General features: G+C 30.6%; 12 protein-coding genes and 2 riboswitches. Of the genes, 5 read left to right on the forward strand and 7 right to left on the reverse strand.

Features of this window, described 5'->3' with window-relative positions; translation table 11 throughout:
• Positions 1 to 37: 37 nt before the first annotated feature.
• Positions 38 to 574, forward strand: a complete 537-nt coding sequence (locus N5D46_RS07885; RefSeq protein WP_038335856.1) for a hypothetical protein — start codon at positions 38 to 40, stop codon at positions 572 to 574.
• Here the strand turns inward: N5D46_RS07885 and N5D46_RS07890 are convergent, their stop codons facing one another.
• The 4 genes from N5D46_RS07890 to N5D46_RS07905 all read right to left on the reverse strand — a co-directional run bounded on the left by N5D46_RS07890 (position 575) and on the right by N5D46_RS07905 (position 6,525).
• Complete coding sequence (locus N5D46_RS07890) at positions 575 to 1,189, reverse strand: alpha-ketoglutarate-dependent dioxygenase AlkB (protein WP_219035071.1); 615 nt, start codon at positions 1,187 to 1,189, stop codon at positions 575 to 577.
• 455 nt (positions 1,190 to 1,644) lie between these two features.
• Positions 1,645 to 2,601 (reverse strand): methylenetetrahydrofolate reductase [NAD(P)H], encoded by a 957-nt coding sequence (gene metF, locus N5D46_RS07895; protein ID WP_219035072.1) that lies wholly within the window; start codon positions 2,599 to 2,601, stop codon positions 1,645 to 1,647.
• Between the two features lie 274 nt (positions 2,602 to 2,875).
• Positions 2,876 to 5,539, reverse strand: a complete 2,664-nt coding sequence (metH, locus tag N5D46_RS07900) for a methionine synthase (protein ID WP_280049678.1) — start codon at positions 5,537 to 5,539, stop codon at positions 2,876 to 2,878.
• Positions 5,527 to 6,525 carry a homocysteine S-methyltransferase family protein gene (locus N5D46_RS07905; protein WP_219035074.1) on the reverse strand — a complete coding sequence of 333 codons (999 nt, stop codon included), beginning with the start codon at positions 6,523 to 6,525 and terminating at the stop codon, positions 5,527 to 5,529. The genes metH and N5D46_RS07905 overlap by 13 nt, the downstream gene beginning before the upstream one ends.
• 43 nt (positions 6,526 to 6,568) lie before the next feature.
• Positions 6,569 to 6,667, reverse strand: a riboswitch (SAM riboswitch).
• A 445-nt stretch (positions 6,668 to 7,112) separates the two neighbouring features.
• A riboswitch (SAM riboswitch) is annotated at positions 7,113 to 7,211 on the forward strand.
• Between the two features lie 124 nt (positions 7,212 to 7,335).
• Here N5D46_RS07905 and N5D46_RS07910 point away from each other — a divergent pair.
• Positions 7,336 to 8,517, forward strand: coding sequence for a homoserine dehydrogenase (locus tag N5D46_RS07910; RefSeq protein WP_219035244.1), 1,182 nt, complete (start codon positions 7,336 to 7,338; stop codon positions 8,515 to 8,517).
• A gap of 58 nt (positions 8,518 to 8,575) precedes the next feature.
• On the opposite strand, the gene N5D46_RS07915 is transcribed toward N5D46_RS07910, so the two are convergent.
• Both N5D46_RS07915 and N5D46_RS07920 read right to left on the reverse strand, forming a co-directional pair.
• A complete protein-coding gene (locus tag N5D46_RS07915) occupies positions 8,576 to 9,022 on the reverse strand; it encodes a thioredoxin fold domain-containing protein (RefSeq protein WP_084106839.1) in 447 nt (148 codons plus the stop codon).
• A complete protein-coding gene (locus tag N5D46_RS07920) occupies positions 9,022 to 11,076 on the reverse strand; it encodes a TonB-dependent receptor (RefSeq protein WP_219035242.1) in 2,055 nt (684 codons plus the stop codon). The genes N5D46_RS07915 and N5D46_RS07920 overlap by 1 nt, the downstream gene beginning before the upstream one ends.
• A gap of 106 nt (positions 11,077 to 11,182) precedes the next feature.
• Between N5D46_RS07920 and N5D46_RS07925 the strand changes: the two genes are divergently transcribed.
• On the forward strand, positions 11,183 to 11,839 hold the full coding sequence (locus tag N5D46_RS07925; protein WP_115000633.1) for a metal-dependent transcriptional regulator: 657 nt from the start codon (positions 11,183 to 11,185) through the stop codon (positions 11,837 to 11,839).
• A gap of 119 nt (positions 11,840 to 11,958) precedes the next feature.
• Positions 11,959 to 13,494 carry a hypothetical protein gene (locus tag N5D46_RS07930; protein ID WP_280049679.1) on the forward strand — a complete coding sequence of 512 codons (1,536 nt, stop codon included), beginning with the start codon at positions 11,959 to 11,961 and terminating at the stop codon, positions 13,492 to 13,494.
• A 12-nt stretch (positions 13,495 to 13,506) separates the two neighbouring features.
• Here N5D46_RS07930 and N5D46_RS07935 read toward each other — a convergent pair whose 3' ends face one another.
• Positions 13,507 to 13,872, reverse strand: coding sequence for a DUF1573 domain-containing protein (locus N5D46_RS07935; RefSeq protein WP_038334454.1), 366 nt, complete (start codon positions 13,870 to 13,872; stop codon positions 13,507 to 13,509).
• 171 nt (positions 13,873 to 14,043) lie between these two features.
• On the opposite strand from N5D46_RS07935, the gene N5D46_RS07940 reads away from it, so the two are divergent.
• Positions 14,044 to 16,665, forward strand: coding sequence for a valine--tRNA ligase (locus N5D46_RS07940; protein ID WP_280049680.1), 2,622 nt, complete (start codon positions 14,044 to 14,046; stop codon positions 16,663 to 16,665).
• Positions 16,666 to 16,697 lie beyond the last annotated feature (32 nt).

Raw genomic sequence — 16,697 nt, forward strand, 5'->3', positions numbered from 1 at the left:
GATGAGATTAACATTTTTCATATCGTTGTTTTTGAGCATGAGTCTACTGACTTTTGCAAAACAATCTATTGTGAAAGATTTGGACGGAGATGGAAAGTTTGACAAGGTTTCGATTAATTTTGAAACGAATAAAATAGAGTTTTTACTTTCTGATACTGAATATAAAAAGCAGAGTAGTTTAGCTTTTCATGAATTGGATCACAATGCGAAGATTGAGGAAACAAAGAAAGGTTTTAAGATTATCAATAAAATAGGAGATGTTTTGTTTACATCTTATTTTCGATACAATCGTCAGACAAAAAAGATTGAATTATCTGCTATAAAACGTTCAATAGTTTCGGATGATTATTCGAAAGAAAATGGCGAATCAACTTTTATTACAGCTACAAAAGAGTTTATTGCAAAATGGAATAGTTTGGATAAATCATCAAATAAAGTGATTGCTTTACCGACGTTAAAAACCAAAATTGATTTGGATGTTATTTCTTTGAATGATTTTAATGATGCATTTCTGAATAAATTTAATCAACAAAGTTTGACTTTTTATAAAGCTGAAATCTCCAAGCAAAAATAATTATTGCTCCAAATCTATTGTTCTGAATGTTAGATTAATTCGTGGCGAATTTACTTTTTTAGTAGGAGGTAAGCGATGCAGCCAATAATCTTGTGTTTCATTTTTCATAACTAATAAACTACCACTTGCAAGATTTAAAGCAATTACTTCTTTAGTTTCTTTATGTTTAAAACCAAATTTACGTTCAGCGCCGAAACTTAGCGAGGCAATTGCGCCATGACGTTTCAATTGTTTTTCACCATCACTATGCCAAGCCATCCCTTCGGAACCATCGTGATATAAATTTACCAAACAAGAATTATAAGTTTCGCCAGTTTTTTCCTCAGCTAATTTTTTTAATTCAAGTAAAGTATCAGTCCAAGGCAAAGCTGTTTTCATGATTTTGGAATAGGTATAAGCAAATGGAAAATCTCCATACCAAGCAATTTTTCGTTTAGTTTCTATCAATTTTCCAAATATTATTGCTTGATCGTTTTTCCATTCAATTTCATTTAATAATATAGAATAATAATGATGCGCTTTTTCATCGGTCATAATTTGTCCAAAATAATTTACAGTTCCATCTTTTGGAAGTAGATTTTGTTGTCCGTCAAATAAATCGTTAAAAAGATCCATTTATAGTTTTATATGATCAAAAATAAGGAATTTAGATTTAATTCAGTTAATGTAATGTGCAGATAAATAAAGTTTTACAACGTTTGTTATTTAAAATTTAATATTGAATAAGTCAAAAAAAATTTGGATTATATAATTTTTTATTTATTTTTATTTAACCAAAATTTAACACAATATGAATAAATTGATTTTTAAGAACACAATTAAGTTCTTCCTTGTAAGTAGTATTTTACTTCTTGTTTCTGTCTTTTTAAAAATGTTAAATGTAGATCATGCGGATTTTATCTTGAACATCAGTTTCTCGGTTACAATTATTTCGCTTATCGCTGTAATGATGAGTTATAAGACTATAAGGGGGAAAAACAATTTTTCTATGGATTAATTTTTACGTATTAATTTAATTAATAATTTTGGTTGTTTATTTGTGAAAAGATAAACAACCAACTATTGTTATTTTAATAAACTGTCTCAGCGATTCTTTTTGTATTTATAGAATTACTCATTGTATAAAAATGTAATCCAGGAACACCAAAATCGATCAACTCTTTACATTGTTGAATACACCATTCAATTCCGATTTCCTTGATTCGTTCCTTATCTTTCGACTTCAAAACTTCCATTGCCAAAGCTTCTGGTAAGTCCAAATAGAAATTTTGTGGAATCGACGTTAGTTGATTGAAAGTTGTCAAAGGTTTTATACCTGGAATAATCGGAATATTAATATCCATTTCGCGACATTTTTTAACGAAATCAAAATATTTCTGATTATCAAAAAACATTTGCGTCACGATATAATCAGCTCCCAATTCCACTTTCTTTTTCAAATAATACAAATCCATTGCAAGATTTGGTGATTCGAAATGCTTCTCAGGATAACCCGCTACACCAATACAAAAATCCATTGCATGCGATTCTTGTAGTTCGTCGTCTAGATAATTTCCTGTATTCAAAGCAGTAATTTGCTCAATCAATTCCGAAGCATTTGCATGTCCACCAACTTCAGGAACAAAAGATTTTTCCGATTTTATAGGATCTCCACGTAAAACCAAAAGATTGTCAATTCCCAAGAAATTCAAATCAATTAACGCATCTTCTGTATCTTCTTTTGTAAATCCACCACAAATCAAATGCGGAATTGCGTCTATCTTATAATGATTCTGTATCGCAGCACAAATCGCAACTGTACCAGGACGTTTTCGTACCTGATAACGTTTCAATAACCCGTTTTCTTTCTGTTTGTAAATATACTCTTGACGATGATAAGTTACATCGATAAAAGCTGGATTTAACTCAACTAACGGGTCTAAAGTTTTGAACGTCGCATTGACATCTTGCCCTTTCAAAGGCGGTAAAATCTCTACAGAAAATAATGGTTTTCCGTTTGCGCGTTCTATATGTTCGGTAACTTTCATTCTTTATTTTATCGTTTAGCGAAGTTCGAATCTCGAATTTCGATTATATATTTTCTTTTATTTGAGCGTTTCCTTCGGGCGGGCTTTTCGTTACAATCTTTTTTGTTAATTTCGACTTCGTCCAATCAACAAAAAAGGATTTTCACTACAATCCCTAACGCATTTTTTTATTTTGTTCTACGTTCGTTGTCATTCCGAGCTTGTCGAGGAATCTGAGATTCTTTATTTCGAAACGCTCATTTTGAATGATAAATTTTATTTTTGCTTAACGCTTTTACGCCAAATTAGGACTCAACCAACGTTCAGCTTTATCAAGTTCTATATTTTTACGTTTTGAAAAATCTTCAACCTGATCCATTTTTATTTTACCAACTCCGAAATATTTTGCTTCTGGATTTCCAAAATAATAACCCGAAACAGATGAAACTGGATACATCGCCAACGAACTTGTTAACTCAATCCCTGCATTTTTCTCTACATCCAAAATTTTGAAAATTGTTTCTTTTTCTAAATGGTCAGGACATGCAGGATAACCAGGAGCAGGGCGAATTCCTTTATATTTTTCTGAAATTAATTCGTCATTTGATAAAGTTTCATCTTTCGCATAACCCCAAACTTCTGTACGAACATATTTGTGCAAATATTCTGCATAAGCTTCAGCTAGACGATCGGCAATTGCTTTCACCATAATCGAATTGTAATCATCTAAATTTGTTTCGTAAGCTTTAGCAACTTCTTCAATTTCTTGACCAGCAGTTACAGCAAATGCACCGATATAATCTTGAATTGCTGAATCTTTCGGCGCAATAAAATCAGCAATTGAAATATTTGGTTGTTTTTTCGATTTTTTCGCTTGTTGACGAAGTGTATAAAATTCCTCGATTTTGTTATCATTTTCATCAAACAATTCAATCGTATCATCGTTTACCGTATTCGCTTTGAAAAGTCCAAAAACAGCCTTCGGTTTAGCTAAATTTTCAGCTTCAATTTTATTTAACATTGACAAAGCATCTACATATAGTTCTTTGGCATTTGTTCCGACAATTTCATCATCTAAAATCGCAGGAAATTTACCATGTAAATCCCATGTTTTGAAAAATGGCGTCCAATCGATAAAATCTCTTAATTCAGAAACTGTTGTTTGATGTGTAAAAACACCTAATTTATTTGGTTTAAAAGGTTTATTTTCTTCAAAATCAACTTTTAATTTGTTTTTTCGAGCATCTTCAATCGATAGATATTCCTTTGATACAGCGCGATTCAAGAAACCTTCTCTAATTTTTGTATAATCAGTAGTAGTTTCTGTTAGCAATTCCGCCTGTTGATTTCCAATCAATTTTTGACAAATCGTAACCGAACGCGAAGCATCTAAAACATGAATTGCTTTGTCATATTCTGGTGCAATTTTTACAGCTGTATGCGCTTTAGAAGTTGTTGCGCCACCAATCATCAATGGAATATCAAGATTAAGGCGTTTCATTTCTCTGGCAACATGCACCATTTCATCTAAAGATGGAGTAATCAATCCAGAAAGACCAATCACATCGACATTATTTTTTTGCGCTTCGTCTAAAATTGTTTCAGAAGAAACCATTACGCCTAAATCGATAATCTCGAAACCATTACAGCTTAAAACGACTGAAACAATATTTTTTCCGATATCGTGAACATCACCTTTTACAGTTGCCATCAAGATCTTAGAAGGCTCTTTGTCTGTTTTATTTCTAAGTTTTTCTTCCTCTAAAAATGGCGTTAAATAAGCAACAGATTTTTTCATTACGCGAGCCGATTTCACTACCTGCGGTAAGAACATTTTACCACTTCCGAAAAGATCTCCAACGACATTCATTCCGTCCATCAAAGGACCTTCAATAACACGTAATGGAGAACCAATTTTTTCCAAAGCTTCTGCAGTATCTTCGTCAATAAATTCTGTAATTCCTTTTACTAAAGAAATTTCAATACGCTTTTCCAAAGGTAATTCGCGCCAAGTATCATCTTTCTTTTTCTCTTTTGTAACACCTTTTAGATGTTCGGCAAAATCAATCAAACGCTCTGTTGCATCGTCACGTCGATCCAATAAAACATCTTCAACGTGCTCTAATAAATCTTTTGGAATATCATCGTAAATCTCAATCATTTCTGGATTGACGATTCCCATATCCATTCCGTGTTTGATGGCGTGATATAAAAACGCTGTGTGCATCGCTTCACGAACTGCATTATTTCCACGGAACGAAAACGAAACATTCGAAACTCCACCCGAAACTAATGCATGTGGAAGATTTTCTTTGATCCATTTAGTTGCATCAAAAAAATCGATGGCATTTCGGCGATGTTCGTCCATTCCTGTTGCAACTGGGAAAATGTTCACATCAAAAATGATATCTCTTGGATTGAAATTTACTTCATTCACCAAAATATCATAAGAGCGTTTTACAATTTCGATTCGGCGTTCATAATTATCTGCTTGACCTTTTTCATCAAACGCCATAACCACTGTTGCAGCACCGTAACGTTTAATTTTCTTCGCATGTTCGATAAATAATTCTTCTCCCTCTTTTAAAGAAATTGAGTTGACAATCGCTTTACCTTGAACATTTTTTAGACCAGCTTCAATAATTTCCCATTTCGAAGAATCAATCATAATTGGAACTTTCGAAATATCAGGTTCAGAAGCAATCAAACGCAAATATTTTACCATAGAAGCTACACCATCAAGCATACCTTCATCCATATTGATATCGATAATTTGCGCGCCACCATCCACTTGGTCACGTGCAACCTGAAGTGCTTCTTCAAATTTTTCTTCTTTGATTAATCGCAAGAATTTTTTAGAACCAGTTACATTTGTACGTTCGCCAACGTTTACAAAGTTTGAATTTTCTCGTACAATTAAAGGTTCTAATCCAGAAAGTTGAATTTTTACGCCTGACATTGTTCACTAATTTTTCGAGGTTCGTATTCTTTTGCTAAATCTGCCATCAATTTGATATGATCTGGTGTAGTTCCACAACATCCACCCAAAATATTAACCAATTTTTTATCTAAGAAAGGTTTGATAAAATCTCGCATCATTTCAGGAGTTTCATCGTATCCACCGAAAGCGTTTGGTAAACCAGCATTTGGGTATGCGCTGACATAAAATGGTGCTTTTTCGGCTAATACTTCTAAATATGGAATCAAATCTGTTGCACCTAAAGCACAATTTAACCCAACTGAAATTAAATCAATATGTTCTAATGAAATCAAGAAAGCTTCTGTTGTTTGTCCAGAAAGTGTACGTCCAGATTTATCTGTTATTGTACCAGAAGCCATTAGAGGAACGTTGATTCCTGTTTTTTCTATCGCATCTTGAATTCCATAAAATGCTGCTTTTGCATTTAAAGTATCAAAAATAGTTTCGACAAGTAAAATATCTGCACCAGCTTCTAACATTGTTTTTGCTTGACGATAATATACATTTGCCAATAAATCAAAATCCACATCGCGATAACTAGGGTCATTTACTTGTGGCGAAATAGAGGCTGTCTTGTTGGTTGGACCTAAAGATCCAACTACAAAACGAGGTTTATCTGGGGTAGAAAACTCTTCACAAGCTTCTTTTGCTAAGCGAACGGCTTCGTAATTTAATTCATCAACCAAATCAACCATATCATAATCAACCATAGAAATAATATTGGCATTGAACGTATTTGTTTCGATTAAATCTGCACCAGCAGCCAAATATTCTCGGTGAATATCTTTTATGATTTGAGGTTGGGTTAAAACCAATAAATCGTTATTTCCTTTTAAAGAAGTATGAAAATCCTTGAATCGTTCTCCACGATAATCTTCTTCTTGTAAATTGTGCTTTTGGATCATCGTTCCCATTGCACCATCTAAAATAACAATACGCTCTTTTAGTATATCGTCTAATTTCATTCTAAATATTTTAAAAGCCTTATGGGAAGAAGTGTGAGGTAAGTCCTTATCTTTCTCTATTTGAGTAGGATTTAGCACCCAACTATACTTTGGGTTGCTAAGATTTCAACGGGCCTATTCCCTCCATCTTTCTTTATAAAGCTATGTGCAAAATTATTTAAAGTATTGAGAATAAAAAAATCAAGATTGAAAAAAACGAGTTCGAAACTTGGTTCATAGAAATAATTTTTGTTTGAAATAGTTCAAAATCTCTAATAGGTCATTTTTGAAATTTATTTTAGAAAATATTTCTTTAAAATTACTATTTTAAAGAAATAATATTTTAATTAGTTATTGAAAATTGTAGTTTTTAGAATATTTTTAATAAAAATAGGGTTTTATTAAAAATTATTAAGATTTGTTTTTTCTTTTAATTGTATTTTTTAGAAAATTATTTTTGTCTATAAATATTTATAGAATAAAATTCATTATTTGTGTATTTTTATCTATAATTACGGAAAATATTAAATTAAAGAAATGAAATTAATTTGGATATATAGAATTCTTTCGCCTAAATTTGTCCTCAGAAATAGTTCATTAAAATTTACATTTTATCAAGAAAAGTGGAGGGAAATGGCCCAAAGAAACTTTAGCAACCTGATTAATGAATCAAGGTGCTAAATCCATCCTTATAGGAAAGATGAATAAAAACTACTGTAAACCAATCTTCAATAATATTCTTTATTCAAAATGGTTCAATTGTTTTTATGCGATTGAACCATTTTTTTTCTTCACTTTTCTTTGGTAAATAATTAAAAACAAAACAAATAAATGAAAAAAATAAATATCGGATTGTTCGGATTTGGAGTTGTAGGAGAAGGAATTTACAAGGTATTGGAAGAAAAACCACAATTGAATGCTGCAATTAAAAAAATTGTAATTAAAGATAATTCTAAATCTAGAAATGCTCCGTCTGAATTATTTTCGACTAATGCGGATGATATTTTAAATGACGATGAAATAAATGTTGTTGTTGAGTTAATTTCGGATGCTGATGCGGCACATGATATCATTATAAAAGCGTTCAATAAAGGTAAACATGTGGTAAGTGCAAATAAAAAATTGATTGCAGATCATCACAAAGAATTATTGGATTTGCAAGCACAAAACAATGTTTCTTTTCTTTATGAAGCCTCTGTTTGCGGGTCAGTTCCGATTATTAGAAATCTAGAAGAATATTTTGATAACGATTTATTGAATTATGTATCTGGAATTGTAAATGGGACAACAAATTACATTTTGACGAAAATGGCGAATGAAAATGAGTCGTATCAAGATGCCTTAAAAGCAGCGCAAGAAAGTGGTTTTGCAGAAGCTGATCCAACGGCTGATGTAGAAGGTTTTGATGCGTCGAGTAAATTAGCAATTATTACGTTGCATGCTTTCGGTAAAAAGATTGATGTTGATCAAGTTATTCGAAAAGGAATTACTTCATTGAAAGTGGAAGATTTTAAATACGCAAAAGAAAAAAATTATACAATAAAGTTGATTGCTAATTCTAAAATTAATCATCAAACGGGTGAAATTACATCAACAGTTTTGCCAACTTTTGTTGAATTAAATAAAACAATTGCGCTTGTGAATAACGAATATAATGGAGTTTTGATTGGAAGTTCGCTTTCAGATGAGCAATTTTTATATGGAAAAGGAGCAGGGCGTTTCCCAACTTCTTCGGCTGTTTTGAGTGATATTTCTGCGTTGAAATATGATTATCAATATTCGATTCGAAAATATGAAAACAAAGAAGAAGGAGTTTTTAATCAAACAGGAAAGAAGCGAATTTATATCGGTTTTGAGAATCAAGCAGATGATGTTTCAAACATTTTTGATGAAATTGAAGAGCGTTATCAAAGTAAAAATTACAATCACATTGTTGGTGTGATTGATATAGAAAAGCTCAAACAAAAAGAGATTATTGAAAATCCAAAACTTTCGATAATTGCGTTTGAGTAAATTTTTGTGATTAAAAAGCCTCAATTAACATTGAGGCTTTTTTTTGTAAATCTAAAAATTAAGGTTTTTGTAAATACTTTTTCAATAAAAGTTTTAGTGGTTTATTTTTAATTAATCCAGCATAAGTCATTTCAATTTTAAAATCTTTTGAGATTAAAACCCAATATGGATAACTAATTTGTTCGTTTTTATCAATAAATTCTTCCAAAAATGGATGAGTTTTTTTATTCGATTTAGGTTCATATTTTTTGTTTAAAAAAATAATAGATTCATTTGTTTCTGCATCAAATTCAATAAAATAAATGTCATTATTTAGAATTTGAAGTAATTCATCATCTTTTTCTAATTGTTTCTTTTGAATCATACAGTAACTACACCAATTGGTTGAAAAATAAAGCAGAATTGGTTTAGGATTTTCATTAAAAATTGAATTAAATTTTTCTAATGAAATCTGTGCTTGGAGATTCAATGATGATAAAATGAATATGAAGTACCAGATTTTCATTAACGTAAATTGTATCGAACACCTATAAAACCTCTTGTTCCCTGCATAGGTGTATAGCTGTAATCATTTGGTTCAAAAATAACATCGTTTCTTCCTTTAGGAGGAGTAACGCCATTTCCTGGTTCTCCGAATGGGTCCCACCAACGAGCAATAACATCGCCTTTTGGTAAAACATTAAAAATATTTTTGATTCCACCATAGATTTCAATATTATTCTTAAATGATTTACTTAATTGAATATTTGCAATAACAGTTGGTTTTGAATATTCTGGTCGATAATCATTTTCTACTTGAGGTAATTTCATTTTGTCATTATAATTGGCGGTTAAATCAACAGTAAAACCTTTTTTGAATGTATAACTTGCTAAGAAATTTCCAGACCATTTTGGTGCATGATATTGAACTTCTTTTTCTCCATCTTCTTTTTTGTATACATCCATATAGGTTGCGCCAAGCATTATTTTTAGAGGAAAGTCAAATGTTGCATCTATGTTTAAAGAAACTCCTTGAGATATTGCGTGTCCATCTAAATTGTCATAGATAATCTTTGTTTCGTCAGTATCTGTATCAGCAATAATTTTGTTTGTGAAATAAGAATAGAATGTTGTAAAATCAAAGTTTAAAGCGGTGAAAGAAGTTGGTAGTTTGAATACATAATTAATATTTCCATTATATGATTTTTCAGGTTTTAATTCATTTTCAAAAACTACTTGTCTAGCTCCAGTTAATGCACGATGATCTTCTGTGAAGACATTCACAACACGAAATCCCGTACCAAAACTTGCTCTTAAAGTATGATGAGATGAAGGTGAAAATTTGTATGCAATTCTTGGAGAATGTATTCCTTTATGTGTTTTATCATAATCAAATCGATAACCAAGTAATAATTTGTTTTCAGAATTTAATGTCCATTCGTCTTGTACAAAAATACCAGGAATCTGTGTATTCATTGGGTTATTCTTGATTAGATTATTATCCTCATCATATTCTCCAGTACCTCTTGTGTTATCATCATAATAAGTATATTTAAATGAAGATCCTAAAAGTAAGCTATGTTGTCCAATTATCTTATCCCAATAAGCTTGAGCAAAAATAACTTGTTGTTTTCCTTGATAAGATTCTGGACCATAAAATGAATTCTGTTGATGAAAATTATAAGAAAATTGAGTCATTATTTTTTCTTTTATAGGTAATTGATACATTCCTATCGCTTCAAAACGATTTGTCATAATACTTTCGGCATAAACTTCGTCACTTCCTCTGTGTAGTTTTCTTTTCCAATTCATTTGACCTCCCCATCTATCTTCGTATAAATAACGTAAAGCAACTGATGCTGTTCTATTTTTTTGACGTTCAAAATCAAATTTATTGAATAACGTGATGCGATCTTGTAACGTTACATCCGTAAAACCGTCGTTATTTTTATCTTTCTTATTACCATATTTAAAGTAATTAAAACCAAATAAACTATTTACCTTTTCTCCTAAATTGTATTTGTATCCACCATCAAGATTGGTTTCCAACCAAGAAGTTGTAAAAGCATCCAAAGATAATTTTGGAGCAGATTTAGGAGATTTCGTAATTACATTAATTATACCACCCATGGCTTCTGTTCCATAAAGGGAAGATGCTGGTCCTTTTACAACTTCTATTCGTTCTACCAAAGAGTTCGGAATTCCGCTCAAACCATAAACAGTAGATAAAGAAGAAACAATTGGCATTCCGTCAATTAAAATCATGGTATATGGACCTTCCATTCCGTTAATATGAATATCACCTGTGTTACAAACATTACAGTTTAGTTGTGGTTGAACACCATTTATTAATTGTACAGCGTCAAATAATGAAGGTGTTGGATTTTTTTGAAAAAACTTTGGTGTATAGATTTCAATTGGAACTGGACTATCAGATTTTCTTACAGCTTTCATTGTTCCTGTAATTACAATCTCATCTAAATTTTCTGAAGAATCTTCCATATAAATAGAATCTTTTTGTTCCTGAGCATTTGATAGAATGGAGGTTAAGGTGATGAATAAATAAAATGTTGTTTTCATGTTAAGTAAAATTTATAATCAAATTAAAAAGTTAGACAAATCTAACAAAAATATTATTAAAAATGAATTTTTAAATTTTACTTAATTTTCAACTATATTTGTTTCCATGAATTCATTGGTCGAAGAAAATTACCTAAAAGCATTATTTCATCTTTCTGAAAATGGGAAAGGAGAAGTGAATGTGAAGGATTTGAGTAAGCATTTGGAAATAAAAATGCCTACTGTAAACAGTATGATGAAAAAATTAGCTGAAAAAGAATTGGTGATTTATGAATCGTATAAACCACTTCGGTTATCTGATAAAGGAATTCTGAAAGCTTCTTTGATTGTAAGAAAACACCGATTAACAGAGATGTTTTTGGTAGATAAAATGGGATTTGGTTGGGAACAAGTTCATGAAATTGCTGAGCAAATAGAACATATTCAAAGTCCAATTTTTTTCGATAAAATGGACGAATTATTGAATTTTCCTAAATTAGATCCGCATGGTTCTCCAATTCCAGATAAAAATGGAAAAATAGAAATTATCAATTACAAAAAATTGGCCGAATTTAAAGAAGGTGATAAAGTAGAAATATGCGCTGTTATTGGTTCTTCGGATGAATTTTTGAAGTATTTGAATTCAAAAAATATTCATTTGAATGATGAAATTGAAATCATTTCTGTTGAAGATTTTGATGGAACAATGAAGGTTAAATTTCTAAAATCAAATGAAATTGAAACATTTAGTAATCATGTGACTTCAAGATTATTAGGTAGATAATGGTTTTACAGTTTTTTTTATCAATCGTCTTATTTCTCTTTTTTTTAGGGATTGGATTTTTATTTCAGAAAATTTTCCCTAGAATAAACTCAACTATTTCGTTTACAGTTATAAATGGGATGATAGGAGTAGGATTGATAAGTTTTTTAGTAGCATTTTTTCTTCCATTAAACTTCACATACGAAGTAGTATTAATTTCAATTGCTATTTTATCGTTAATTTATCATAGAAACGAAGTGAAAGTAAGTTTGTTGAAACTGAAAAATATATCGCGATATTTTTATGCTTTTACTTTTGTTGGATTGTTGGTTGCAGTTACATATCCTTTTATTTTAGATCATTTTGGTTATTATATTCCAACAATAAAATGGTTAGACTTTGCTGGTTTTGTAAAAGGTCTTTCCAATTTTGAATGGGTTTTGGCACAAAATAGTTTCTGGCATATTTTGCAAGCTTCGATTAACGAAACATTAGATATTTATTATCGATTGAATTTTTGTATATTTTTAATCTTCAATCTCTATGTTTTTGAATTGAAGCAGAAAAAACTACTCATTTTTAATCTCATTTTTTTATTTTTTCTAAATACTCCTTCGCCAGATCTTCCTGTTTTTGTTCTTTCGATTCTATTAATCAATGAATATTTACGTTATAAAAATAAAGCATCTGATTACCTTTTTTACGCTACTATTTTATTTGTAATTAAACCAATAAGTATTATTTTAATTTTGTTTTTTGGAATTGAATATCTAAGAAATAAAGAATACAAGAGTTTAAAAGATAAGAATTTATTTTTACTCGTTTTTATTGCTTTATTATTCTGTTGTAAAGGAATAATTGTTTCAGCAAATCCTTTATTTCCTTTAGAATTTTCTTCAATAAATAGTTTGAAATGGGCTTCACCACAGCATTTATATGAACTATCTGCACAGAACGGAAAATTTATTCCACTTAAAGATTCGTTTACGTTTGAAGAAGTTGCAAAAATGAATTTTTCAGAATATTTAAAAGCTAATTTTTTCCAAAATTCACTTCGATCTTTAATAATTTTTGTAATTTTTGGATTAACTTTTATTTCGTCGATAGTAACCTTATATTCAAAAAGCTATAGATTAAAAATTCTAAATATTTCTTGCTGGATAAAACTGATTTTGATGTTAGTTTTCTCGCTTCAATTTAGGTTTTTGTTAGATGTTTTGGTTATAGATTTGATAATTTTATTAATGTTTTTTAATATAAGAAAACTTGAGAAGTATTCATATTTAATTAGTTTTTTGTTAGTTTTATTGTTGTCAACTTTTATGTTATTTCCTTTTTTAGAAAATTTAAGAATCATACAAACGTTTTCTTTTATCAAGAAAATAGAGGTGAATCAATTATTGATTCCTGGACAATATGATGATATAAAAACGGTAAAAAAGAAGCTAGGAAATATAGATTACAATTATCCAACAGATTATCCATTAATTTATTCTGCTACAATCCAAGCAATTGGTGCTTCTAGTTTGAATTCTTATCTAATAAATAATGCTTATCCTCAACAGATTGATTCTACAGATATTAAAAAAGGGTTTTATTTAAAAGAAATGGATGAAAGAATGTATAATAATATTTTAGAATTTATTAAAGAGGAACAAAAAAAGCAAGTTAAATAACTTGCTTTACTATTATTCTGCTTTTCCTTTTATTCTAAATATTTTTCGTGAAGAAACAGGATCGTTAGATGTGATTGTTACGGATTTATTAAAATCTCCAGTCACAGAACCACTTGAATATTTAACGGTAATATCCGCAGATTTCCCTGGTTCGATAGGTGTTGTAGGATATTCAGGAACTGTACATCCACAAGATCCAACAACGCTTTTAAGAATTAAAGGTTTATCACCAGAATTGGTTACTTTCATCTTAGCTGTTACTTCAGTATTCAACTTTATATTTCCAAATTGAATTTCTTCTTTTTCTAAACTAAGTGTTTGAGCAAATAAACTTGTAACGCCTAAAGCAAAAGCACCTAAAAACATTAATTTTTTCATGACGATAATTAATTTATAATCAAATGTACAAAAGAATTTTACTTTAAATAAAATTACTTTCGAATTTATTACAAATAACATTCCAATTTTATAATATATATTTAATATACTAGGCAGTTTAAGGCAGATTGTGTAAATTTGCCCAAATTTATTTTAAGTCATATATAAATAATGGAAATCGCATCTAAATATACGCCAACGGAAGTTGAAGGAAAATGGTATGAATACTGGATGGAGAAGAAGTTTTTTAAATCTACTCCAGATGAAAGAAAAGCTTACACAATCGTCATTCCACCACCAAATGTAACAGGAGTCTTACACATGGGACATATGTTGAATAATACGATTCAGGACGTTTTAATTCGTCGTGCGCGTATGCGTGGGTTTAATGCTTGTTGGGTACCAGGGACAGACCATGCTTCGATTGCTACTGAAGCGAAAGTTGTTGCGAAATTAAAAGAGGAAGGTGTTTCTAAATTTGATATTGGTCGTGAAGAATTTCTTAATCATGCTTGGGATTGGACGCATAAGCATGGTGGAATTATTTTAGACCAATTAAAAAAGTTAGGAGCTTCTTGCGATTGGGATCGTACAAAATTTACGATGGATCCAGATTTATCTGAATCTGTTCAACGTGTTTTTGTTGATTTATATAACAAAGGATTAATTTACCGCGGATACCGTATGGTAAATTGGGATCCAGAAGCAAAAACAAATATTTCTGACGAAGAAGTTATTTACAAAGAGAAAAATGGAAAGTTATTCTATTTAAAATATAAAGTTGTTGGTTCAGATAAATATATTGTGGTTGCAACAACTCGTCCAGAAACAATTTTTGGGGATACTGCAGTTTGTATCAATCCAAATGACGAACGTTATCAATGGTTAAAAGGTCAAAAAGTAATAGTTCCTATCGTTGGTCGAGAAGTTAGCATTATTGAAGATGAATATGTTGATTTAGAATTCGGTACAGGATGTCTTAAAGTAACGCCTGCGCACGATACAAATGATTACGAATTAGGTAAAAAACATAATTTAGAATTCATAGATATCTTTACTGATGATGCTAAATTGAACGATTATGGAATGCAATATGCAGGAATGGATCGCTTCAAAGTTCGTAAAGAAATCGAGAAAGAATTAGAAGAAAAAGGTTTACTTGAAAAAATAGAAGATTATAAAAACAATGTAGGAACATCTGAAAGAACAGGAGTTGTGATTGAGCCAAAAATCTCAAATCAATGGTTCTTGAAAATGACAGATTTAGCAAAACCTGCATTAGATAATGTAATGAATGATACAATTAAATTTCATCCTGCGAAATTTAAAAATACGTATCGTAATTGGATGGAAAATGTAACAGATTGGAACATTTCTCGTCAATTATGGTGGGGACACCAAATTCCTGCATTTTTCTATGGTGATGGAAACGAAGATTTCGTTGTGGCTTTAACAAAAGAAGAAGCTTTACCATTAGCACAAGAAAAAACAGGAAATGCAGCATTAACAATTGAAGATTTACGTCAAGACGAAGATGCATTAGATACTTGGTTTTCTTCTTGGTTATGGCCAATTTCTGTTTTCAACGGAATCAATGAGCCAGAAAATGAAGAAATCAATTATTATTATCCAACACAAGATTTAGTAACTGGTCCAGATATTATTTTCTTTTGGGTTGCGCGTATGATTGTGGCTGGATATGAGTATCGTAACGAATTACCTTTCGAAAATGTATATTTCACAGGAATTGTTCGTGATAAACAAGGGCGTAAAATGTCAAAATCGTTAGGGAATTCACCAGATCCAATCGAATTGATGAACGAATATGGTGCAGATGCTACGCGTATGGGAATGTTGCTAACAGCGCCTGCTGGGAACGATTTACCTTTCGATGTTGATTTGTGTCTACAAGGACGTAATTTTGCGAATAAAATTTGGAATGCTTTCCGTCTAATAAAAGGTTGGGAAGTGAAAGAAGATTTAGAACAAACTTCTGCTCAAACAAAAGCGGTTGAATGGTTCGAAAATAAATTCCAACAAGCATTAGCAGATATCGAACATAATTACGATCAATATCGTTTATCTGATTCATTGATGGTAATTTATAAATTGATTTGGGATGATTTCTGTTCTTGGTACTTAGAAGCAATTAAACCTACTTTTGGTGAGCCAATTGATGCAAAAACTTATGCAGCAACAATTTCTTATTTAGAAAATGTATTGAAAGTTTTACATCCATTTATGCCTTTCTTAACAGAAGAAATTTGGCATTTAATTGCTGAAAGAACAGAAAACGAAGCCTTAATTATTTCTAAATATCCTGAAGTAACATCTTTCAATGAAGAGATTATCAAGAATTTTGAAAATACAAAAGAAGCAACAACTGCTATTCGTGGATTACGTTCAGAAAAAGGAATGTCACCAAAAGAAGCATTAGAAGTTTTTGCTGATGCTCAAGCTGCGAATGAAATTTATGTAGATGTGTTCTCTAAATTAGGAAATGTTTCTAATTTCAATACAGGTGATAAACCAGAAAAAGGTTTTGCTTTCCGTGTTGGTACGTTAGAATTTATGGTTCCGATGTCTGATAATATCGATATTGAAGCTGAGCGTGAGAAATTACAAAAAGAGTTGGATTACAACAAAGGTTTCTTAAATTCTGTTCGTAAAAAATTATCAAACGAAAAATTTGTTGCTGGTGCGCCAGAACAAGTGATTAATGCAGAACGCAAAAAAGAGGCAGATGCTTTAGAAAAAATTGCACAAATTGAAGAGCAGTTACAAGCTTTGTAATTTTAATTTAATTTTTAAAATATATGAAAAAC

This window comes from Empedobacter sp. GD03865 (assembly GCF_029840775.1).
GTDB lineage: Bacteria > Bacteroidota > Bacteroidia > Flavobacteriales > Weeksellaceae > Empedobacter > Empedobacter falsenii_B.